The following is a 20,121-nucleotide window of genomic DNA, read 5'->3' as shown; positions in this document are numbered from 1 at the left end:
GGCAGGAGAGCACTTCAATGGTCGCCCGCCATCAGCCAGATCTACGCCGAACTGCGCCGCCTCGAATCACTGGGCTACGTCACGTCGCTGCACTCCGGGGCCGAGGAGCCGCGGGCCAAGCGGACGTACGCGATCACCGAGGAGGGGCGCGGGGCGCTCGCGGTGTGGGCCGGGGGCGGGCAGGACCTCGGCGCGCCCGTGCTCAAGCACCCCGTGCTCCTGCGCGTCTGGCTCGGGCATCTCGCCGCGCCGGAACACCTGCGGGGCCTCGTGACGGAACACGTGGCCCGCACGAAAGGCGAGCTGAAGGAGGTCAGGGACGCGCTCGGGCGGGCCGACGGAGTCGAGGCGTGGACCCATCCGCAGATCGCGCTGCGCTGGAGCGAACGGCGGCTCGCAGCCGAAGTCGAACTGGCCGAGGCCATGCTGGACGACCTGGACGCGGCGCCCGGTCAACCTCCGGGGAACTCGCCCACCCAGGGGTGACACTTCCCGCGGCAGGCTGCCGAGGGCGGTAGGACGGACCGGTCCCCGTCCTTCCCCTGTCCCTCAGCCCGTCTGGAGCCCCGACCGTGAGCATCCGTGCCGTCCTGGTCGCCGCCGTCATCACTGGACTGGTCCTGGGAATCACCGCAACCAGAGCGGACCACTCCACTCCGTCGCGTCGGACCGGTCCCATCGTGGAGACGGGCCGTTAGGCTTCGGCCGTGCCGCGCGGGCGAGCCCGTCCGTGACCTCGCGCGGAAGCCGAGCCGCCGTCGACGGAAGCGAGACGATCTTGAACTTCCTCACCATCGGGCATCGCGGAGTCATGGGTGTCGAACCCGAGAACACCCTGCGGTCCTTCGTCGCCGCGCAACACGCGGGCCTCGACCTCATCGAACTCGATCTGCATCTGAGCAAGGACGGCGCCCTCGTCGTCATGCACGACGCCGACGTCGACCGCACGACGGACGGCCGGGGCCCCATCGCCGACAAGACCCTCGCCGAGCTGCGCGCCCTGGACGCGGGGCGCGGCGAGCGGGTGCCGGTCTTCGAGGAGGTGCTCGACGCCGTCTCCAAGCCGCTCCAGGCCGAGATCAAGGACGTCGCCGCGGCGCGCGCCCTCGCCGACGTCATGCTGCGCCGGGACCTGGTGAGCCGCGTCGAGGTGATCTCGTTCCACGACGCGGCCATCGCCGAGATCGCCCGGCTGGTGCCGGGCGTCCGTACGGCGCTGGTGGCCAGCCGCTACGGCACCGACGTGGTGGAGCGCGCCACCGCCGTCGGCGCCACGTCCCTCGTCCTGAACATCCGGCGCCTGACGCAGGAGATCGTCGAGCGGGCCCGCAAGGCGGACCTGCGGATCATCGGCTGGGTCGTCAACACGCAGGACGATCTGCGCCTGGTGCGTGCGCTCGGCCTGGACGGCGCGACGACCGACTACCCGGAGATCAAACGGACCGGCCGCTTCACGGCCTGAGCCGCGGGAGCGGCCCGCGTCGTCCGCGGGACCCGAGCCGGCCGAGTGGCCCGCGTCAGCGGAGCGGCCCGCGTCAGCCGAGGGGCTTGACCAGCAGCTCGAACTGGAGGTCGTCCCGCTGCGGGATGCCGAAGCGCTCGTCGCCGTACGGGAAGGGGGTCATCTCTCCCGTACGGCGGTAGCCCCGGCGCTCGTACCAGGCGATGAGGTCCTCGCGCACGGAGATCACTGTCATGTGCATCTCGCGCACGCCCCACGCCTCGCGGGCGGTGCGTTCCGCCTCCGCGATGATCACCTTGCCGAGGCCCGCGCCCTGGAGCGCCGGGCTCACGGCGAACATGCCGAAGTAGGCGTGCTCCCCGCGGTGCTCCAACTGACAGCAGGCGACGACCGCGCCGTCGCGCTCGACGGTGAGCAGCCGGCTGTCCGGCGACTTGATGACGTCGACGACGCCCTGCGGGTCGGTGCGCTGCCCCCGCAGGATGTCCGCCTCCGTGGTCCAGCCGGTGCGGCTGGAGTCCCCGCGGTACGCCGACTCGATCAGCGCGACGAGCACGTCGACATCGGCGTCGGTGGCGTCCCGGAAGGTGAGGTCGCCGGTCGTGGGGCGGGGAGCGATGGACATGGGACGGTCTCCGATCTCGTGCGCGGCTGTCGGCGCGGGCGCCGTCGAGCCTAACGCCGAGCCTCTACGCTGCGTTGGCATGGTTCACGTACTGAGCAGCAGGACGCTTCTTCGCCCCACCGATCCGGAGCGGTCGCGGGCCTTTTACGGTGAGTCGCTCGGCCTTGCCGTGTACCGGGAGTTCGGGACGGGGCCCGAGCGCGGGACCGTCTACTTCCTCGGGGGCGGCTTCCTGGAGGTGTCCGGCCACTCGGAGGCACCGCCGTCGCCCGGGCTCCATCTGTGGCTCCAGGTCGCGGACGCGACGGCCGCGCACGAGGAGCTGGCGGCGCGCGGCGTGGAGGTCCTCCGGCCTCCGGTCAGGGAGCCGTGGGGGCTGATCGAGATGTGGATCTCGGACCCGGACGGCGTGCGCATCGTGATCACCGAAGTACCCGAGGACCATCCGTTGCGCTACCGGCCTTGAGGGAGCGGATTCCGGGGTACACGCGAGCCGAAGGACCCGTTCAGCGTGCGCGGAACGTGCGCGCGGAAGAGTATGAGCGGGACGGCCGGAGACCGGCCCCTTCGCGTCCGGATGAGCCCGACCCTGGAGAGACATCACATGGCAGCTCCTCGGATCCTGATCGTCGGCGGCGGATTCGCCGGCATGGAGTGCGCGCACAAGCTGGAGAAGATCCTCAAGCCGGGCCAGGCGCAGCTGAGGCTGGTCAGTCCGTTCGACCATCAGCTGTACCTGCCGCTGCTCCCGCAAGTCGCCTCGGGCGTGCTCACTCCGCAGTCGGTCGCGGTGCCGCTGCGCCGCATGCTGCGGCACACCGGCATCGTGCCGGGCAGCGCGGTGGGCGTGGACCCCGAGGCGAAGGCCGTCGTCGTACGGAAGATCAACGGCGAGACGGTGGTGGAGCGCTACGACTACCTCGTCCTGACGCCGGGCAGCGTCACGCGGCAGTTCGACATCCCGGGTGTGGACCAGCACGCGGTCGGCGTGAAGACGCTGGCGGAGGCTGCCTGGATCCGCGACCACGTCATCGCGCAGCTCGACCTGGCCGCGGCCAGTACGGACCCCGCCGAGCAGGAGTCGCGGCTGCAGTTCGTGGTGGTGGGCGGCGGGTACGCCGGCACGGAGACGGCCGCCTATCTGCAGCGCCTGACCACGGCCGCCGCCAAGCGTCTTCGGGGGCTCGACCCGGCGCAGATCAAGTGGCATCTCGTCGACATCGCGCCCAAGCTGATGCCCGAGCTCGGCGACCGGCTCGGCGAGAAGGCGCTGTCGATCGTGGAGCGGCGCGGGCTGCATGTGTCGCTCGGGGTGTCCGTGGCGAAGGCGACCGAGGACACGGTAACGCTCACGGACGGCCGGGTGCTGCCGTGCCGCACGCTGATCTGGACGGCGGGTGTCGCCCCGAGTCCGCTGATCGCGACGCTCAGCGCGGAGACGAACCGGGGCCGGCTCGTGGTCGAGCCGGATCTGACGGTGCCGGGGCTCGACGGCGTGTTCGCGCTCGGTGACGCGGCCGCCGTGCCGGACCTCGACAAGGGCGCCGACGCGATCTGCCCGCCGACCGCCCAGCACGCCATGCGGCAGGGCTGGGCGGCCGCGAAGAACGTGGCGGCCGCGCTGCACGGACAGCCGCTGAAGCCGTACCGGCACAAGGACCTGGGGCTCGTGGTGGACCTGGGCGGCATTCAGGCGGTGTCCAAGCCGTTGGGTGTGCAGCTGACCGGGCTGCCCGCCCAGTTCGTCGCCCGCGCCTACCACTTGGGTGCGCTGCGCACCCTGACGGCCCGGTTCCGCACGGCGGCGAACTGGGGGCTCAACGCGGTCGCCGGCGACGACTTCGTGCGTACGGGGTTCCAGGCGGAGCGGCCCGCGACGCTGAAGGACTTCGAGAAGACGGACGCTTATCTGACGCCGGAGGATGTGCACGCGATGGTGACGGCGCACGTCGAGGGCCGTTAGACGTCGGCTCCGGCGGAGTCCAAGACCTCTTGGGGACGGCGGTTACGCGGGGCCCGGCGGGGCCGACAGGCGTGCGCGGCAGGCCAGTTGGAGGGCCAGCCTGGTTTCGGGATCGGTGAGGTCGGCGCCCGTGAGGTCCGTGATGCGGCGGATGCGGGCGCCGACGGCGTTGCGGTGCAGATGGAGCTCCTCGGCGGCGCGGGCCGGGGAGTTGTTGTGGTCGAGGTAGGCCTGAAGGGTGCGCAGCAGCGGGTCGGCGCGGTCCGGGCCCAACTCCGATACGGGCGCGAGGAGTTCATCCACGGCTTCGCGGGCGGTGTCCGAGGCGTACCACTCCAGGAGCATGCGGTCGAGGCCCGCGGCGTCGTGCGCCGTCACGGGGGCGGTGTCGGCGGTGGCGGGCTTGAGGAGAGCGGCCCTGGCCTCGCGGGCCGAGGTGCGGATACCCAGGGGGCCGCGGTGCGGGGCGCCGACGCCGCCACGCAGGTCCGCCTCGGGGTGCAGTCGGCGGAGCCGGTCGACGGCACGGCGGGCCAGGGCGAGCGCCTTGCGGCGGCCCGGGGCGCCGGGGTCGGTGGGCCAGGTCCCGAGCAGGACGAGCGCGTCGTCGACGAGGGCGGCGTTCCAGTGGACGCCGTCGGGGACGTGGCCGTCGGCGTGCTGCCGTACGTCGGTCAGTGTCCTGGGCAGGACGGTGTCGAGGAGCCGGTAGCGGTCCGCGGCGGGCAGCGCCGCGGCCTCGATCCGCAGGGCGATGTGGCGGCCGTCGACGGGGAGGCCGATGGTCCGGCCGCGGGCTGCCAGGCGGGCGGTCTGGTCCTGCGGGGCGACGAGGAGTTCGGCGAGGAGGTGGCCGCGGGAGCGCACGGGGACGTCGCCGTGTCCGCCGCCGGCCGCCGTGAGCGCGGCCAGCGCCAGGACGGAGCGGATAGCGGTGCCCGGGTGGCCGGGCTGTGCGGCCGCGGCGAGGCGCACCTCGCCGTCGGGTCCGGCGGCCGATGCGCCCTCCTCCCCGGGGCCGGCGGCGCGGCGCTCGACGGGTGTGCCGAGCAGGCGGGCGGCGATCGCGGCGGCCCGTTCCGGGTCGCCAGCGGCGGAGGCCAGTTCGCGGGCGGCGGCCCCGATCCGGGCGAGGGCGTCGGCGGAGTCCCCGGCGACGGCGCGGTCGACGGCCACGACCAGGGCCGCGAGATCTCCGTCCGTGGTCAGGACGGCGATCCGGCCGCGCTCCGCGAGTGCCTGTACGGCGATGTCACCCGCCACCTGCTCGCCGCCCCGAAGCACGAGTGCCGCGGCGCCGGCCGCCGCGGCGTCCCGTACGGCCACGTCAAGGAGGTGGTCCGGCACGGGCGCGAGGAGCACCGCGACCGTTCCCGCGGGGACGGCCGCGAGCCCGTCGGCGCGGGGTTCGAGGCGGATGCCGGTGATCTCGGTGGCGTCGAGCGGGCCCGCGAGCGGGCGGAGCGCGTCGAGGCCGGGTGCGCTGAGCAGGTCGACGAGGCGCGGCATGCGGCCATTGTGCTGGATGCCCATCGTGATGCCAAGGTGTGGGCTCGCAGCCCATTGGTGGGCGCGTGCGGGCTCGTACTCTGAGCCGTATGCAGATGGACGCCGGAGTGCTCGCCGACTTCGCGCGGGGCTGTGCCGTCCTGGGTTCGGGAGGCGGCGGTGGCCCCGCCGCCGTGACGTGCCCCGTGGCCGAGCAGGCCATCGAGGAGTGCGGGCCCGTGCAGGTCGTCACGGCCGGCGAGCTGCCTGAGGACGTGTTGGTCATGCCGGTCGGCCTGATCGGCTCGCCCGCCGTCGCCGAGGAGCGCATCGGCAGCCGGGCCGAGCCCGCGCGGATGCGGGAGCGGGTCGAGGCACTGCACGGTGTGCCGGTCGCCGCCGTCCTCATCTCGGAGATCGGCGGGCTCAACGGCTGCACGGCCGTCGCCTGGGCGGCCCGGCTGGGGCTGCCGCTGCTCGACGCCGACGCCATGGGCCGGGCGTTCCCGCGCATGGACCAGAACGTCCTCGAACTGGCCGGGCTCCGGCCGGGCCCGACCGTGCTCGCGGACGAGTACGGCCGCACCGTCGTCCTCGACCACGTCGACGGCCCCTGGCTGGAGGAACTGGCGCGGGCCGTGGTCGCGACGTTCGGCGGGCACGCCGCGTCGTCCGAGTACCCGCTGACGGCCGGACAGGCCGCCCGGCACGCGGTCGCGGGCTCGGTGACGCGGGCCGTCGCCGTCGGGCGTGGCGAGGGGCCCCCGCCGGTCCTGACGGGCAAGGTGTCGTCCGTACGGCGGACCGACGAGGACGCGACACGTGTGCTCCTGGAGGGCACCGGCGCCGATGCGGGACGCCTCGTACGGGTCGAGGCCCGCAGCGAGTTCGTCGCGGCGGTCGAGGACGGCAGGGCGCTGGCGCTGGTGCCCGACGTGATCGCTCTCGTCGACGTGCGGACCGGCTGGGCGGTGCCCGTGGAAGAGATCAGGTACGGGCTGCGGGTGCGCCTCGTCACCCTTCCGTCGGCGCCGATCTGGTACTCGGAGGCCGGCCTGCGCCTCGCCGGACCCGCCGCGTTCGGGGTGCACGGGCTGACGAGGGAGGCCACGCCATGATCATCGGTGTGGATGTGGGCCCCACCGGCACGGATGCCGTGCTGCTGGACGGCGGCGGCACGGGCGGCGTCACGGGCGGCAGCCGGGCGTTGCGGGCCGTGAGGGTGCCGTCTCTGCCCGGCGACGCCGTCGGTTCGCTCGTCGCCGCTGTCGAGGCGCTGCCCCGCGAGCTGCGGGCGCGCGCCTCGCAGCTCGCCGTGGGGCTGCGGGTCGCCGACCGGGCCCTGGCGGAGCGCGCGGGCCTCGCCCATGTGGGGGTGCTGCGCATCGGGGGTGAGGCCGCCGACACCGTACGGCCGCTGTTCGGGTGGCCCGCGGAGCTGCGCGACGCCGTGTGCGCCGGCACCGCGAACGTGGCCGGTGGCGGCGGGCTCGGCCCGCGCGACGGGGCGCCGCTCGACCGGGACGCCGTGGCCCGTTTCGGCGCCGAACTCGCGGGCCGGGCCGAGGCGTTCGCGGTCTGCGCCGTGTTCGCGCCCGCGGACGGGACGCAGGAGCGGGAGGCCGCCGGGATCCTGCGGGCCGAGGCGGGCGCCGACGTGCCGGTGGTCCTGTCGGGCGAGATCGGCTCGCTCGGGCTGCTGCGGCGCGAGAACGCGACGGTCCTCGACGCCGCGCTGTGCCTCCTGGTGGCCCGCGTCGCCGACGAACTGACGGCGGCGCTCCCCCTGCTCGGGCTCGCGCCGGGCGCCGCCGTGCTCGTGACCCGGCACGACGGCACCCTGATGAGCCTGGACCATCTGCGCCGCCAGCCCGGCCTGAGCCTCGGCTCCGGCCCGGCGTGCACGATCCGCGGCGCGGGGCTGCTCGGCGGAGTACGGGACGCCGTGGTCGCGGACATCGGCGAACGCCGGGCCCGCGTCGGCGCATTGACTGCCGGCTATCCCCAGGAGGCCGGACCCGGAGGGCGCATCGGCGGCGTACCCGTCAGCCTGCGCGTCCCCGAACTGCTCACCGTCGGCGCCGCGGCACACCGCGACCTGGCGGAGGCGGTGGACCGCATGCAGCCGGCCGCCGGGCGGCTCCCCGTCGTCCTGGTCGGCGGTGGCGCGGACTCGGTGCCCGGCCGCGCGCTTCCCGGATGCGATGTCGTACGGCCCGAACACGGCGGCGTCGCGGGCGCGTTCGGCGCGGCCGCGAGTCCGGTGGGCGGCCACCACGAGCGCATCGTGCGGGCCGGTCCCGGCAGGCGTCTCGACGCCGTACGGGACGAGGTGCGCGACCTCGCACGGGCCGGGGCCGTGCGCGCCGGGGCGGATCCCCGTCGTGTGCGCACCCTCCTCGAACCGGATCTCACCGTGCCCTACCTGCCGGGCGCACTGCTCCTGCGGGCCAGGGCCTTCGGGCCGCCGCTACCGCTCTGACCTGATCAACACCCCTTCCCCGCACGGCAGTTCTGCTTCGCCCTGCCGTGATCTCGCCCATCCCTCTTCGATGCGAGGACCGTCCCCATGCCCAAGCCATCCGACGTGCCGACGCCCGGCCAGAACGACCGGGCCGATGAGGACTACCCCCTGGAGCGGGTGCCGCGCGCGGCCCGCTACTCCTGGTTCAACGTCGCCGTGCAGCGGTTCGGCCAGCTCTCCGACCTCACGCAGTTCCTCCTCGGCGCGACGCTCGGCGCCGGGCTCTCCTTCTGGGGCGCCTTCTGGGCGTTCACACTCGGCTCGGTGATCCTGGAGGTCGTCTGCATCTTCGTCGGCATCGCCGGGATGCGCGAGGGCCTCGCGACCTCGATGCTGGTGCGCTGGACCGGCTTCGGGCGGTACGGCTCGACGCTCATCGGGCTCGTCATCGCGGTCAGCCTGTTCGGCTGGTTCGGGGTGCAGACCGCGGTGTTCGCCGCCGGCCTCCAGTCGATCGTGCCGTCCATACCGCTGTGGGCCTGGTGCCTGATCTGCGGACTCGCCGTCACCGCGCTGGTGCTGCGCGGGTTCCGGGCCATGGGCTGGACGGCGTTCGTGACCGTCCCGGCGTTCCTGGGCCTCGCCGGGTGGGCGATGACCGTGCAGATCTCCCGGCACAGCTTCACCGACCTGGTCGCGTCGCCGCCGTTCGGCGCGCACATCTCCATCGCGACGGGGGCGACGATCGTCGCGGGCTCGTACATCGTCGGCGCCGTCACGACGCCCGACATGACGCGCTTCAACCGCACCACCGGCGACGTCGTCAAGCAGACCCTGGTCGGGATCTCCCTCGGCGAGTACGTCCTCGGCCTCGCCGGGGTGCTCCTCGCCTACGCCGTGAAGTCCTCCGACCTGATCGCGATCATCACGTCCAGCTCCGGCGTGGTCGGGGTGATCGTCCTCGTGTCGGCCACCGTGAAGATCAACAACTGGAACCTGTACTCGTCCGCGCTCGGCCTGATCACCGCCGTGGAGTCGGTGTTCAAGGTGCGCCTCGGCCGGGTGGGGACGACCGTCGCCATCGGTGTCCTCGGCAGTCTCGCCGCGGCGGCCGGGATCCTGGACCACTTCACGGACTTCCTCACGATCCTCGGCGTCCTCACCCCTCCCATCGCCGGGATCATGGTCGCCGAGTACTTCGTCGTGAAGAAGTGGCGACCCCAGCTCGACGCCTCCCGTGCCATCGGCCGGCTTCCGGAGAGCGAGCCGAGCTGGGTGCCGGCCACGGTCGCCCTGTGGACCGCCGCCTCACTGGTCGGCTGGTTCAGCGACCACTACGCCTGGTGGGGCATCCCGGCGCTCAACTCGTTGATCCTCGCGGGCCTCGGCTACGTAATCCTCGGCAAGCTCGGCCTCGTGCGCGGCGTCCGTGAGCTGCCCTTCAACCAGCCCGCCCGCCCGGCCGCCCAGATCGAGGCCGAGTCCGGCGCGGCGGACCCCCTGCCCGCCCCTGCCCACTGAACCCCGTACCGATCCACGGACGCACCGTCCACGTACGCACGAAGGAAGCCACCACATGCGCATCGGCATCGACGTCGGAGGAACCAATACCGACGCCGCCCTGCTCGGGGACGACGACCGGGTCCTCGCGGCGGCCAAGTCGCCGACGACGCCGGACATCACGTCCGGGGTCACGGCGGCGATACGGGCCCTCGACCCGCCCGTCGAGTCCATCACCGCGGTGATGATCGGCACGACCCACTTCCTCAACGCCCTCATCGAGGGCGCCCGGCTCGCGCCCGTCGCCGCCGTGCGCCTCGGCCTGCCGGCGACGGCGGCCCTGCCGCCGATGACGGACTGGCCCGACCGGCAGCGGGCCGCGGTCGGCGGTCACGGCTATCTGTGCCACGGCGGCCGCGAGTTCGACGGCCGGGTGCTGTCGCCTCTCGACCCGGACGAGCTGAAGCGGACCGCCGCGGACATCGCCGCGCGCGGGATCGGATCCGTGGCCGTCTCCTCGGTGTTCTCACCGGTCGCCGAGGACGACGAGCGGCGCGCCGCGGAGATTCTGCGCGGCGAGCTGGGCGACGGCGTGCACTTCTCGCTCTCGCACGAGCTCGGCCGGATCGGCCTGCTCGCCCGTGAGAACGCCACGATCATCAACGCGGCGCTGCGGGACCTGGCGACGGTCATCGTCGAGTCGTTCGGCAAGGCGCTCGCGGAGGTGTCGATCACGGCGCCGTTCTTCCTGTCGCAGAACGACGGGACGCTGATGGACGTGGACTTCGCCCGTACGTATCCGGTGGCGACGTTCGCGTCGGGCCCCACCAACTCCATGCGCGGCGCGGCCTTCCTGTCCGGGCTCGGGGACTGCGCGGTGGTCGACGTGGGCGGGACGACCGCGGACGTGGGCATCCTCGCGGGCGGCTTCCCTCGTGAGGCCGCGGGTGAGAGCGAGGCGGCGGGCATCCGCACCAACTTCCGTATCCCTGACGTCCTTTCGCTCGGCATCGGCGGTGGTTCGCTGGTGTCGCCGGACGGGGAGACCGGGCCGCGGTCGGTCGGCTACCGGCTGACGGAGGAGGCGCTCGTCTTCGGCGGTGCGACACTGACGGCGACGGACCTGGCCGTGGCGGCCGGCCACACGGACGTGGGGGACGCGGCGCGGGTCGCGCACCTCGACGCGGGCTTCGTGGCACGCGCCCTGGACCGGATCGCCGGCCGGCTCACGGAGAGCGTCGACCGGATGAGGACCTCGGCCGCCCCGCTGCCCGTGGTGGCCGTCGGCGGCGGTTCGATCCTGGTGCCCGAGTCCCTGCCCGGCTTCGACGACGTACGACGGCCCGGCAACTTCGGCGTCGCGAACGCGGTCGGCGCGGCCATCGCGCAGGTCGGCGGCGAGGTCGACCGGGTCTTCCACATCCCCGAAGGGCGTAGGGACTCGGTACTCGCCGAGGCGCGCGACGAAGCCGTGGGGCGGGCCGAGGACGCGGGCGCGCGGCGCTGCACCGTACACGTCGTGGACATCGAGGAGGTGCCCCTCGCGTATCTGCCGGGCGGCGCGACCCGGATCCGCGTCAAGGCGGTCGGCGCCCTCGACCTGCACCGCATCGGAACCCAGCAGCACGGAGCGACGGCACATGCGTGAGATCAACCTGGACAACCTCGACGACATCGCGCGCGGCGCCGGCATCCTCGGCACCGGCGGGGGCGGCGACCCGTACATCGGCAAACTCCTGGCACGGGAGGCCATCCGCAAGCACGGCCCGGTGCGGGTGGTGGACATCGACGAGGTGGCGCCGGACGCGACCGTCGTGCCGGTGTCGGGGATGGGGGCGCCGACCGTCCTCCTGGAGCGGGTCCCGAACGGCGGCGAGGAACTGGCCGCCCTGCGGGCGCTGGAGAAGCACATCGGGCGGGCCGCCACGCACATCGCGCCCATCGAGGTCGGCGGCGTCAACTCCATGCTGCCCATCGCGTGCGCCGCGGAGGCGGGCCTCCCGATCGTGGACGGTGACGCGATGGGGCGGGCCTTCCCCGAGGCGCAGATGGTGCTGCCGGGCCTGATCGGCGTGACCAACTCGCCGATGGCGCTCGCGGACGACAAGGGCAACACGATCATCGTGGAGGCCGTCGACAACCACGCGGCCGAGCGGATCGCGCGCGCCGTGTGCGTGGAGCTCGGCTGCCAGATCTCCGCCGCGGACACGGTGCTGCGCGGTGACCAGCTCGCCGACGGCCTCGTGCCCGCGACGCTGACCCTGGCGGAGCGGCTCGGCGCGGCGGTGCGCGAGGCGCGGGCCGCGCACAGTGACCCGGTGGCCGCGGCCCGCGCGATGCTCGCCGGTGTCCATCTGCTGACCGGCAAGGTCGTCGACGTGAGCCGGCGGACCGAGGGCGGCTTCGCGCGGGGCCGGGCCCGCATCGAGGGCATCGCCGACGAGGCGGGGCAGGTGCTCGAACTCGACTTCCAGAACGAGCATCTGCTGGCCACGCGTGACGGCGTGACCGTCGCCACGACGCCCGACCTGATCTGTGTCCTGGACAGCGAGTCGGGCGATCCGGTGACCACCGAGGGGCTGCGCTACGGGCTGCGCGTCAGCGTGCTGGCCGCGCGTTGCGACCCCCGGTGGACCTCGCCGGGCGGCCTGGCGCTGGCCGGGCCGCGGTACTTCGGGTACGACGTCGACTATCTGCCGTTCGGGTCCTGAGCGGTGGCCGGCGCGGGCGGTCGCAGGGTGATCGTCCGCGCCGTGTGCTTCTCCACCTGCTCGCGGCTGTAGAGGAGCGGGAAGGAACCGTCGGCGGCCCAGGTGGCGAACAGGTCGCTGTAGTGCTCGCTGTCCGGATTCCCTGACTGGCCGGGCGAGTTCATGGCCACGGAGTCGTCCCAGGAGCCGACGTCGACGACCAGGCGGAAGGTGGCGCCCGTCGTCTGGCGGAAATCGGGTCCGTACGGCGCGACGCCCACCGTGTCCCCGCTGCCGCCGCGCGGGGCGGGGCCGACGGACGCCCACGGGGGCTGCGGTCCGTCGTGGAGCGCGGTCACCGGGTGGTACACCCGGGCGTGGTGGAGCGCGCCCCAGGTCCATGCGGCCGGGTCAGGGCCGAGGAGTGCGGAGAGTTCGCCGACCGCGGCAGACAGGGTGGCGAGCAGGGTGCCGGGGTCGAGGCCCGTCTCCGCGCCGGTGAGCAGATCCAGGTCGACGCGGGGGTCGGAGGCCGGGTCGTCGGGCGGCAGGATCCGGGCGAGGGCCGCCGCGCGTTCGGCCTCGGGGGCGACTTCCCGCAGCGCCTTGCCGAAGACAGCCGGGCGCAGATGGCAGCGGTACCAGATCTCGAAGAGCGCTGCGGCCGCCGAGTCCGCCGTGACGTCGGCGTCCCACTCCCGCAGCAGGCCGATGGCCCGCGCTGTCGGCGGGTCGTCGCCGGTCAGCTCGGCGAGCAGCGGCAGGATGCGGCGTGCGGGCAGGCTGACGGTGTCGGTCTGGAGCCGTACGCAGTCCTCCACGGTCCAGTCCGCGCGCGCGTCGAGCTCCTCGGCGATGCGGTGGTGGCGGGTGGGGGCGTACCAGTCGTACGTGACCGTGTCGCGGTCGTTCGGGTAGTCGGGCGGCAGGTTCATCTGGTTGGCGGTGGCGAACCAGCCCTGGTCCGGGTCGCGTTCGGCGGGCAGCGCGTCGGCGTCGAGGAAGCCGTCCCATTCGTAGCGGCCGTCGCCGGGCACGGGCAGGGTGCCGTCCCAGTTCGGGCGGACCGGGACGCGGCCCGCGGAGCGCCAGCCGACGGTGCCGTCGGGCGCCGCGTACACCTGGTTCTCGCCGGGCGCGCCCCAGCGGCGCAGCGCGGCGAGGAAGGCGTCGGGTCCTTCGGCGCGCATGTAGCCGGTGCTGCCGAGGTAGGGCGCCATGCCGGGGCCGAGCCAGGCGGCGCGCACGGCGAACGCGGCGTCCCGTGTGGGGTGTTCGTGGATGACGGGGCCGTGCCGGGTGAACCACAGCTCGGCCTCGACCGGCTCCCCGTCCTTGACCGGGATGGTCTCGGTCACGCGGGTCATGGCCTCCCAGCGGCCTTCGTAGCGGTAGGCGCGCGGGTTGCCGGGGTCGGTCTCGTAGACGTACAGGTCCTCCTGGTCGATGGGGAAGATCGTGAAGCCGAACGCGATGTTCCCGTTGTGGCCGATGGAGAGGCCGGGCAGGGCGGGCTCGCCCGCGCCGATGACGTCGATGCCGGGTGCGGTCAGGTGCGCGATGTAGCGCAGGGCGGGCAGGGTGACCGCGCGGTGCGGGTCGTTGGCGAGGATGGGGCGGCCGGTGGCGGTCCTGGAGGGCGCGAGCACCCAGTTGTTGGAGCCGTCGACGCCCTGGAGGGCGGCGGCGTCCGGCCAGGGCGGGACCGTCGCGAGGTCGTACACGCGCAGGACGTCGTCCGGGATGACGCTCAGGTCGAGGCCCTCGGGGACGGTGAGGTGGTGCGGGGCGGGTTCGCGGCGCCGGCGCAGATCCTCGACGCCGGAGCCGTGATCGCGCAGGGTGAGGGCGCGGGCGACCTCGTCGTGGAGGTTGGACTGGAGGCCGTGGCTGCGGATCCGGGCGACGTCCGAGGGGCCCCAGTAAGCCGGTTCGTAGCCCAAGGTGTCGAATTCCGGCGGGAGTTGGGAGGGATCGTCGCGGCACAGGGACACGTAGGCGTTGATGCCGTTCACGAACGCCGTGGTGATCCGTTCGGTGTCCTCGCCGTACGCGCTCCACTCCTCGGCCATGTCACCGCGGTAGAGGAACAGGCGGGCGGCGCGGTCGTGTTCGACGTACTGCCCGCCGAACACCTCGGACAGCAGGCCGAGTCCGCGGCGGCGCCACAGGTCGAGCTGGAAGAGGCGGTCGCGGGCCGCGTTGAAGCCCTGCGCCAGGAACAGGTCGTCCTGGGAGTCCGCGTAGAGGTGGGGGACGCCCCACCGGTCGACGAGGATCTCGACCGGGCCGGCGAGACCGGGTGTCTCGAAGCCGTGCGCTGCTCGCGCGTTCACCGGTATGTCACCGTCATCATCGGAGTCCTTTCGTGGGTACTCCCGGCTTCGTCCGGGGTAGGAAACGAACCCTGCGGAGCAGGGCAGGATCAACAGGACTCCCCCGCATGCGCGGCCCGGGCGGCGGGCCGTTGCGGGGCGGGGGCACTCGGGGCCGGTGTGGCGCGGGTGACCGCGAACGTCACCACGAGGTTCGTGGCCAGCGCGATGATGCCGCCGTTGACCCCGTGCCACGGGTCGTTGTCGGTGGCCCACAGCGCCGTCATCACGGCGAGCCCGGCGAGCATGCCGGAGATCCCTGCGCGTGCCGTCATCCGCCGCCAGAACAAGGAGAGCAGCACGACGGGCACGAGCTGGGCCAGGCCCTCGTACGACAGGACGGACAGCTGGACGAGCGTGTTGGGGTAGAAGAGGCTGCCGCCGAGCGCGACCAGACCGGCGAGGACGCAGACCGCCTGGGAGAGGCGCTTGGTGCGCAGGTCGTGGTCGTGGGTGACGTCCGGCCGGGGGTGGCGCGGGTCGGAGCCGTTGCCGCCGCCGAGGACGGTCTTGCCCCACAGGGTGCCGATGGACAGCATGAAGACGCTCATCGGCACGATCGCCGACAGGGCGCCCGCGACACCGATGACCGCCACGACGGGCGACGGCAGCGAGTCGGTGACCAGGCTGAACAGGGCGAGGTCGGGGTTGCCGAGGGTCGGCAGCACGAACAGCGCCGTGGCGCCGACCATCATCGGCACGAACAGGAGCAGCTGGTACCAGGGCAGCAGCAGGGCGTTGCGCCGCAGCGCGTTGGGGCTCTTCGCGCTGAGGTAACCGGCCACGGTGGTCGGGAAGATGGTGATGGTGACGGCGTTCAGGACGACGGTGCTCAGGAACCACGCGGCATTCCGTCCGCCGGACGCGTGCCCGGGGAACGTGAGCCACTCGGGCTTCTCGGCGACCATGCGCTGCATGAAGTCGGAGAATCCGCCGAGGTAGTGCATGGGGATGTAGACCGCGAGGAAGACGACCGCGAGGATCACCAGGACGTCCTTGAGCGCGCTCACCCAGGCGGAGCCGCGCAGCCCCGACACGAGGATGAACACCTCGGCGACGACGAACGAGATCACGGCGGCGACGTGCAGGTCGACACTCCCGTACGTCATCGCGTTGACGACGACGCCCATGCCCTGGATCTGCACCTGGATGTACGGCACGAGGAACACGGTCCCGACGACGGCGACGAGAATCCCCAACGGCCGTGAACGGAAACGGAATTCGGCGATGTCGGCGATCGAGATGAGGCTGTGCCGCGAGGCGTACGTCCACAGGGCGGGGCCGACGATGTAGGCGACGGCGAAGCCGACGGTGAGGTAGGCGACGAGGTAGAGGATCGGCGCGCCGAAGGAGTACGACCAGCCGGCGGTCCCCAGGAACGAGAAGCTGGTGTACGTCTCGCCGGCCATCAGGAGCCAGATGAACATGACGCCGAGGCCGCGGCTGGACACGGACCACTCGGCGAGGCCCTTGGACCGGCCGCGGGCGCTGAGCACGCCGATCAGGATGGTGGCGACCATGGCCAGGCCGAACACGGTCGTCGCGACGGCTGCGGAGCCGGTCATCGGGTGCCTCCCTCGTCGGCGGGGACGGGTTCGACGGCTCCCGTGCGGTACGCCGGGTCGTAGCGGGCGACGAGCCATATGGCGACGGGGCTGATGACCGTGGCCGCGATGACCCAGGCCAGCAGAAAGGGGACGCCCAGGATGCGGGGTTCGATGCGGTTGGCGACGAAGGGCGCGGCGCCGTAGAGGACGACGGGCACGAGCAGCATCCAGAGGGAGCGGCGGGCCTGGCCGCCGAGGGCGGGGAGTCCTTCGAGGGGGTCGGCCTCGCTCGGGTCCGGCTCCGGGGCGCGGCCGGCGGCTTCACCGGTGGGGGACATGAGGTTCCTTGGGGTGGGGGAAAGGGCGGCGGGTTGCTCAGAGCGCGGGGTCGTAGCGGCCGTCGACCGCGGTCCAGCCGCCGTCGACGGTCAGGACGCTGCCGGTGACGTACGTCGACGCGTCGGAGACCAAGTAGGCGACGGCACCGGCGAGTTCGTCGGCGCGGGCCCAGCGCTTGAGCGCGGAAGCCTGGGCGTAGGCGTCGTACCAGGCGGGGTCCGCGGCGATCTGGTCGGTGAGCGGGGTACGGACGACACCGGGGGCGACGGCGTTGAACCGCACCCCGCGCGGGCCCCATTCGGCGGCGGCGGTGCGCAGGAACTGGATGAGGCCGGCCTTCGACGCGGCGTACACGCTCTGTCCCGGCTCCACCTGGAAGGCCCGCATGGAGGCGAAGCCGACGACGCTGCCGCGGCCGCGCTCCGCCATGCCGGGGGCGAACGCCTGGACGAGGCTGACGTAGGCCCGCAGGTTCAGGGCGATGACGCGGTCGAACTCGTCGAGCGTGTAGTCGGCGATGCGTTTGCGGACGTTGGCGCCGACGGTGACGACGAGCGCGTCGAGGGGGCCCCACTCGTCGGCGGCGGCGCGGATCGCCGCGGGGTCGAGGACATCGAGGGCGTACGCGGAGGCGGTACCGGACCGGTCCGCGTCCGCGCCGGCCAGGGCGACGGTCTGCTCGGCGCCCTTCTCGTCCCGGTCGGCGACCACGACGTCGGCGCCCTGGGCGACGAGCGCGCGCACGGCCACGCGGCCGATGCCGCCCGCGCCGCCGACGACCGCGACGCGCCGGCCGTCGAGCCGGAACAGGTTGGCGTAGTCCATGAAGAGGTGCTGCCTTTCTCTCTGTTGCGGTGGCGGGTCCGTCAGGGCCTGATGACGGCCATCCGCGTCACGGTCAGCTCCTCGATGGCGAACCGTGGCCCTTCGCGTCCGGTCCCGGAGTCCTTGACCCCTCCGTACGGGGCGATGTCGCTGCGGTAGCCGGGGACTTCGTTGATGACGACGCCGCCGACGTCAAGCGATTCGACCGCGCGGAACGCGGCGCCGAGGTCGCGGGTGTAGACCGCCGCGTGCAGCCCGTACCGGCTCGCGTTGACCAGGTCGTACGCCGCGTCGAGGTCGGGGACCGCGCGCAGGCACACGACGGGCCCGAACACCTCCTCGTCCCAGGCGGGTTCGCCGTCGGGGACATCCGCGAGCAAGGTCGGCGCGAGGCACCTCGCATCCGTGCGGCCGCCGCCCGCGACGACCCGGGCACCGGCAGCCCTGGCCCGCCCGATCCAGTCGAGGACGCGCTCGGTGGCGGCTTCGTCGATGAGGGCGGAGACGCGGGTGCCGGTGTCGCGCGGGTCGCCGACCACGACGTCGGGCAGCCGTTCGGCGATCTTCTTCTCCAGGGCGTCGGCGATCTCCTCGACGGCGATGACCCGCTGGACCGAGATGCACGCCTGCCCGGACGCGTAGTAGCCGCCGCGGGCCACGGCGTCGGCGGCCGCGTCGAGGTCGGCGTCCGCAGCGACGACGAGCGCCGCGTTGGAGCCGAGTTCGAGGACGACCTTGCGGGGCGCCGCGTCGCGTGCGATGCGGTGGCCGACCGTGGCGGAGCCGGTGAAGGAGACCGCCGCGACGTCGGGGTGCGTGGTGAGGGTGCGGCCCACCTCGGTGTCCCCGGTGACGAGCTGGACCGCTCCGGGCGGCGCCTGTGCCGCGGCGAGGCGCTCGCGGACGAGGTGGGTGAGCCAGAGCGTGGCGAGCGGGGTCGCCGGTGCGGGCTTCACGATCACGGGGCAGCCCGCGGCAAGGGCCGGCGCGATCTTGTGGGAGGCGAGGAGTACGGGGTAGTTGAAGCCGGCGATGCCGACGACGACCCCGATGGGCCTGCGCGTCCAGAACCCGAACATGCCGTCACCGGAGACCTGGAGGTCCAGCGGGACGGTCTCGCCGTGCAGGTGGGCGACCTCGTCGGCGGCGGCGCGCCAGGTCGCGGCGGCGCGCTGCATCTCGATGTCGCAGTCGACGCGTGGCTTCCCGGTCTCCAGGACGAGCAGCTCCGCCATCCGCGACGCGACGCGTTCCAGGTCGGCCGCGACACCCGCGAGGACGTCCCGCCGCACCCGTGCCGACAGGGCCGCGACCTCCTTGCGGATCCCGGCGGCGTGCTCGACCGCGCACCGCGCGAGATCCACGTCACCGACGGGCGCCGAGGCGAACTCGCTCCCGTCATAGGGGAAGACGACGGGCTGATGCGAAGGCGCGGGCACCCAGGCGTCCCCGACCGGCAGGCCCGCGGGCAGTTCTCGCGGATACGTCATCGGGCCGCTCCCTCGTCCGTACGGCCGTTGAGGAAGGCCTGCGCGGCGGCCGCGTACACGCGGGTGTACTCGGCGATCTCGCGGACCTCCACGTACTCGTCGGCCTGGTGGGCGATCCATTTGCCGCCGGGGCCGTACACGACGGTGGCGAGGCCTGCGTCGCGGGTCAGGATCGTGCCGTCGGTCGTGCCGGGCACGGCTCCGAACGGCGGTGCCTCGCCGTGCACTCGGCGGTGTGCGTCGACCAGCGCGGTGACCACGGGGTGGTCCTCGGGGATCTCGATGGCAGGCCGGTCGTCGACGACGGTGACGTCGACGCCCACCCCGACCCCGGCGGCCGCCCGGTTCGCGAACTCGCCTACGCGGTCGATGAGTTCGGCGTGGTCCGTGCCGGGGATCGTGCGTACGTCGATGCCGACGACGCCGTGCGCGGGGATGACGTTGAGCTGGTCGGGGTCGCCGCCGAGGAGCACGGTCGGGGTGACGGTGACGCGGCCCGCGTGCGGGTGCTCGCCGTAGCGCTCCTCGGCCCACTCCTGCACCGCGGCGAGCGCCTCGACGATGCGGGCGCCGGCGACGATCGGGCTTCGGCCCTCCTGCGGCATGGCGCCGTGGGCCATCACTCCGTGCAGGTCGAGACGGAGGCGGATCCCGCCGCGCGCCGAGGTGCACACCTCGTATCCCTCGGGTTCGCAGACGATGACGCCGTCCACCTCGCGGGCGAGCGGTGACGCGGCGAAGGCCTTCGCGCCGAGCATCAGCCCCTCCTCGTCGCAGAGCACGCCGACGACGATCCGGCCGGGGAAAGGGCCGGCCAGCTGAAGGGCACGGACGCCGTAGATCATGGCGGCGACACCGGACTTCATGTCCGCCGAGCCGCGGCCCCAGAGCTTTCCGTCGCGGATCTCCGCTCCGTACGGATCGACGGTCCAGTCGTCCGTGTCGCCCTCGGTGACGACGTCGATGTGTCCCTCGAACATCAGCGTGGGACCGTCCCCGCCGCCGCCCTCGACCACCGCGACGGTGTTGGGCCGCCCGGGGACGACTTCCACCACCTCGTACTTCCAGCCGAACTCCGTGAAGAGCCGCTGGACGAGTTCGGCTGCGGGGCGCTCCACCTCGGTGGCCCCCGCGGCGTTGACGGTGCGCAGCCGGACGAGTTCCTGGGTGAGGGCGACCGCCGCCTCGGCGTCGGTCTCGGGGACGGACAGGGCTGTTGAGCGGGAACGCATGGAACCTCCAGGTCGGTCGGCCACGAGGCCAGTCGACTGGTCAGACCAGTTGATTTCCCGTACTCTGCCGCCACGTTCACGCCCGGGTCAATGGTCGGATCATGGATTCACTCCGGCGCAA

Annotated in this window: 17 protein-coding genes and 1 pseudogene; 10 read left to right on the top strand and 8 right to left on the bottom strand. The window is 73.2% G+C overall.

Going from position 1 to position 20,121, the window contains the following annotated elements; genetic code table 11:
• Positions 1-30 precede the first annotated feature (30 nt).
• From OG456_RS32985 to OG456_RS32975, 3 genes and pseudogenes are all read left to right on the top strand, one after another.
• Positions 31-150, top strand: a pseudogene (locus OG456_RS32985) (helix-turn-helix transcriptional regulator); the annotation flags it as partial.
• A gap of 48 nt (positions 151-198) precedes the next feature.
• Positions 199-486: a hypothetical protein gene (locus OG456_RS32980; protein ID WP_266567428.1), complete on the top strand. Its 288-nt coding sequence runs from the start codon at positions 199-201 to the stop codon at positions 484-486.
• A gap of 292 nt (positions 487-778) precedes the next feature.
• Entirely contained in the window at positions 779-1,462 is a 684-nt protein-coding gene (locus OG456_RS32975; RefSeq protein WP_266567426.1) for a glycerophosphodiester phosphodiesterase family protein, read from the top strand.
• Between the two features lie 73 nt (positions 1,463-1,535).
• On the opposite strand, the gene OG456_RS32970 is transcribed toward OG456_RS32975, so the two are convergent.
• Positions 1,536-2,087, bottom strand: a complete 552-nt coding sequence (locus tag OG456_RS32970) for a GNAT family N-acetyltransferase (RefSeq protein WP_266567424.1) — start codon at positions 2,085-2,087, stop codon at positions 1,536-1,538.
• Between the two features lie 79 nt (positions 2,088-2,166).
• Here OG456_RS32970 and OG456_RS32965 point away from each other — a divergent pair, with 79 nt between their 5' ends.
• Entirely contained in the window at positions 2,167-2,553 is a 387-nt protein-coding gene (locus tag OG456_RS32965; protein ID WP_266567422.1) for a VOC family protein, read from the top strand.
• Between the two features lie 138 nt (positions 2,554-2,691).
• Positions 2,692-4,050, top strand: a complete 1,359-nt coding sequence (locus OG456_RS32960) for an NAD(P)/FAD-dependent oxidoreductase (RefSeq protein ID WP_266567420.1) — start codon at positions 2,692-2,694, stop codon at positions 4,048-4,050.
• 42 nt (positions 4,051-4,092) lie between these two features.
• Here OG456_RS32960 and OG456_RS32955 read toward each other — a convergent pair whose 3' ends face one another.
• Positions 4,093-5,559: a CdaR family transcriptional regulator gene (locus OG456_RS32955; protein ID WP_266567418.1), complete on the bottom strand. Its 1,467-nt coding sequence runs from the start codon at positions 5,557-5,559 to the stop codon at positions 4,093-4,095.
• 89 nt (positions 5,560-5,648) lie between these two features.
• On the opposite strand from OG456_RS32955, the gene OG456_RS32950 reads away from it, so the two are divergent.
• The 5 genes from OG456_RS32950 (at position 5,649) to OG456_RS32930 (ending at position 12,213) form a co-directional block, all read left to right on the top strand.
• Positions 5,649-6,656, top strand: a complete 1,008-nt coding sequence (locus tag OG456_RS32950; protein WP_266567416.1) for a DUF917 domain-containing protein — start codon at positions 5,649-5,651, stop codon at positions 6,654-6,656.
• Positions 6,653-8,020: a hydantoinase/oxoprolinase N-terminal domain-containing protein gene (locus OG456_RS32945; protein ID WP_266567414.1), complete on the top strand. Its 1,368-nt coding sequence runs from the start codon at positions 6,653-6,655 to the stop codon at positions 8,018-8,020. Before OG456_RS32950 ends, OG456_RS32945 begins: the two co-directional genes overlap by 4 nt.
• 87 nt (positions 8,021-8,107) lie before the next feature.
• Positions 8,108-9,523, top strand: coding sequence for a cytosine permease (locus OG456_RS32940; RefSeq protein WP_266567412.1), 1,416 nt, complete (start codon positions 8,108-8,110; stop codon positions 9,521-9,523).
• A 55-nt stretch (positions 9,524-9,578) separates the two neighbouring features.
• Positions 9,579-11,150: a hydantoinase/oxoprolinase family protein gene (locus OG456_RS32935; protein ID WP_266567410.1), complete on the top strand. Its 1,572-nt coding sequence runs from the start codon at positions 9,579-9,581 to the stop codon at positions 11,148-11,150.
• Positions 11,143-12,213 carry a DUF917 domain-containing protein gene (locus OG456_RS32930; protein WP_266567408.1) on the top strand — a complete coding sequence of 357 codons (1,071 nt, stop codon included), beginning with the start codon at positions 11,143-11,145 and terminating at the stop codon, positions 12,211-12,213. The genes OG456_RS32935 and OG456_RS32930 overlap by 8 nt, the downstream gene beginning before the upstream one ends.
• Here OG456_RS32930 and OG456_RS32925 read toward each other — a convergent pair.
• From OG456_RS32925 to OG456_RS32900, 6 genes are all read right to left on the bottom strand, one after another.
• On the bottom strand, positions 12,192-14,528 hold the full coding sequence (locus tag OG456_RS32925; protein WP_266567406.1) for a penicillin acylase family protein: 2,337 nt from the start codon (positions 14,526-14,528) through the stop codon (positions 12,192-12,194). The two genes, OG456_RS32930 and OG456_RS32925, sit on opposite strands and share 22 nt — an antisense overlap.
• 89 nt (positions 14,529-14,617) lie before the next feature.
• Complete coding sequence (locus OG456_RS32920; protein WP_266567404.1) at positions 14,618-16,132, bottom strand: sodium:solute symporter; 1,515 nt, start codon at positions 16,130-16,132, stop codon at positions 14,618-14,620.
• Positions 16,129-16,452, bottom strand: a complete 324-nt coding sequence (locus OG456_RS32915; protein WP_266567402.1) for a DUF3311 domain-containing protein — start codon at positions 16,450-16,452, stop codon at positions 16,129-16,131. Before OG456_RS32915 ends, OG456_RS32920 begins: the two co-directional genes overlap by 4 nt.
• A 37-nt stretch (positions 16,453-16,489) precedes the next feature.
• Positions 16,490-17,278: an SDR family NAD(P)-dependent oxidoreductase gene (locus OG456_RS32910; protein WP_266567400.1), complete on the bottom strand. Its 789-nt coding sequence runs from the start codon at positions 17,276-17,278 to the stop codon at positions 16,490-16,492.
• A gap of 41 nt (positions 17,279-17,319) precedes the next feature.
• Positions 17,320-18,768 (bottom strand): aldehyde dehydrogenase family protein, encoded by a 1,449-nt coding sequence (locus OG456_RS32905; protein WP_266567398.1) that lies wholly within the window; start codon positions 18,766-18,768, stop codon positions 17,320-17,322.
• Positions 18,765-20,000: a M20 family metallopeptidase gene (locus tag OG456_RS32900; RefSeq protein WP_266567396.1), complete on the bottom strand. Its 1,236-nt coding sequence runs from the start codon at positions 19,998-20,000 to the stop codon at positions 18,765-18,767. Before OG456_RS32900 ends, OG456_RS32905 begins: the two co-directional genes overlap by 4 nt.
• Positions 20,001-20,121 lie beyond the last annotated feature (121 nt).

The organism is Streptomyces sp. NBC_01446, from assembly GCF_026340095.1.
Lineage (GTDB): Bacteria > Actinomycetota > Actinomycetes > Streptomycetales > Streptomycetaceae > Streptomyces > Streptomyces aureus.
Note: the sequence above shows the minus strand (reverse complement) of the source record. Positions and strands in the feature narration are given on the sequence as shown.

Coding starts and splice junctions, on each gene's coding strand:
- OG456_RS32970 (WP_266567424.1), bottom strand. CDS start 2,087: ATGTCCATCGCTCCCCGCCCCACGACCGGCGACCTCACCTTCCGGGAC.
- OG456_RS32965 (WP_266567422.1), top strand. CDS start 2,167: ATGGTTCACGTACTGAGCAGCAGGACGCTTCTTCGCCCCACCGATCCG.
- OG456_RS32960 (WP_266567420.1), top strand. CDS start 2,692: ATGGCAGCTCCTCGGATCCTGATCGTCGGCGGCGGATTCGCCGGCATG.
- OG456_RS32955 (WP_266567418.1), bottom strand. CDS start 5,559: ATGCCGCGCCTCGTCGACCTGCTCAGCGCACCCGGCCTCGACGCGCTC.
- OG456_RS32950 (WP_266567416.1), top strand. CDS start 5,649: ATGCAGATGGACGCCGGAGTGCTCGCCGACTTCGCGCGGGGCTGTGCC.
- OG456_RS32945 (WP_266567414.1), top strand. CDS start 6,653: ATGATCATCGGTGTGGATGTGGGCCCCACCGGCACGGATGCCGTGCTG.
- OG456_RS32940 (WP_266567412.1), top strand. CDS start 8,108: ATGCCCAAGCCATCCGACGTGCCGACGCCCGGCCAGAACGACCGGGCC.
- OG456_RS32935 (WP_266567410.1), top strand. CDS start 9,579: ATGCGCATCGGCATCGACGTCGGAGGAACCAATACCGACGCCGCCCTG.
- OG456_RS32930 (WP_266567408.1), top strand. CDS start 11,143: ATGCGTGAGATCAACCTGGACAACCTCGACGACATCGCGCGCGGCGCC.
- OG456_RS32920 (WP_266567404.1), bottom strand. CDS start 16,132: ATGACCGGCTCCGCAGCCGTCGCGACGACCGTGTTCGGCCTGGCCATG.
- OG456_RS32915 (WP_266567402.1), bottom strand. CDS start 16,452: ATGTCCCCCACCGGTGAAGCCGCCGGCCGCGCCCCGGAGCCGGACCCG.
- OG456_RS32910 (WP_266567400.1), bottom strand. CDS start 17,278: ATGGACTACGCCAACCTGTTCCGGCTCGACGGCCGGCGCGTCGCGGTC.
- OG456_RS32905 (WP_266567398.1), bottom strand. CDS start 18,768: ATGACGTATCCGCGAGAACTGCCCGCGGGCCTGCCGGTCGGGGACGCC.
- OG456_RS32900 (WP_266567396.1), bottom strand. CDS start 20,000: ATGCGTTCCCGCTCAACAGCCCTGTCCGTCCCCGAGACCGACGCCGAG.